Source organism: Pelagihabitans pacificus (assembly GCF_009371985.2).
Taxonomy (GTDB): Bacteria; Bacteroidota; Bacteroidia; order Flavobacteriales; family Flavobacteriaceae; genus Pelagihabitans; species Pelagihabitans pacificus.
Map to the genome: position 1 here is coordinate 1 of NZ_VIKU02000021.1, position 745 is coordinate 745.

At 36.5% G+C, this 745-nt stretch carries 1 protein-coding gene; it reads left to right on the forward strand.

The features are described 5' to 3' along the window. Positions 1 to 36: 36 nt before the first annotated feature. Positions 37 to 609 (forward strand): GrpB family protein, encoded by a 573-nt coding sequence (locus tag FK220_RS19980; RefSeq protein WP_152576128.1) that lies wholly within the window; start codon positions 37 to 39, stop codon positions 607 to 609. Positions 610 to 745: the final 136 nt, after the last annotated feature.

Sequence of the window (745 nt, forward strand, 5' to 3'; positions counted from 1 at the left end):
CCGTTGTGCGCAAGCTGACCAAACCAAAACTATAGAATGAAAAAAACGCTAAATGACTTGACCAAAGACGAATGGAATACACTATATCCAATTGAATTGGTCGACCATAATCCAGAATGGAATAGAATTTACGAGGAAGAAAAAAATCGTATCGTTGACAAGGTTGGAAACGAAACAATACTGCGAATCGAACACTTTGGGAGTTCATCCATTCCAACTATAAAATCGAAACCATATATCGACTTAATGATTGAAATCCCGAAAGAGAAATTATTTGATGAGAATTTAATTGCTCAATTTACAGAGTTGGGATATTCACATTTTGTAGTACCAGCAAGAGAAAATATTGAGGCTTATTCGTCTTTCGGAAAAGGATATAATGTTGACGGAACCAAAGAGCAGATTTTCCACATCCATATGTGTCCAAAAGATAATGTAATGTGGAAACAAATTGATTTCCGCGATTACCTAAACTCGAACGAAAAAAGAGCCAAGGAATACGAAAGTTTGAAACTGGAACTGGCTTCAAAATTTAAAAACGACCGAGGAGCATATGTCTTGGGAAAAACTGAATTTGTAAAAGAAACATTGGAATTAATAAACGAATAAAGCCAGCGCACAACATTGGCTATAAACAATTGCTATTAGAGGCTTATCCTGAAAATTCCTGCGGAATTTTCAGCTTATCTTGTACTTGCAAAAGTCCGTGCTAACACACGCAACTGTTCATAGCCGAGACCGTTAG

What these genes read in the sequence shown, in the direction of transcription:
- FK220_RS19980 (WP_152576128.1), top strand. Translation starts at nt 37, where the DNA reads ATGAAAAAAACGCTAAATGACTTGACCAAAGACGAATGGAATACACTA.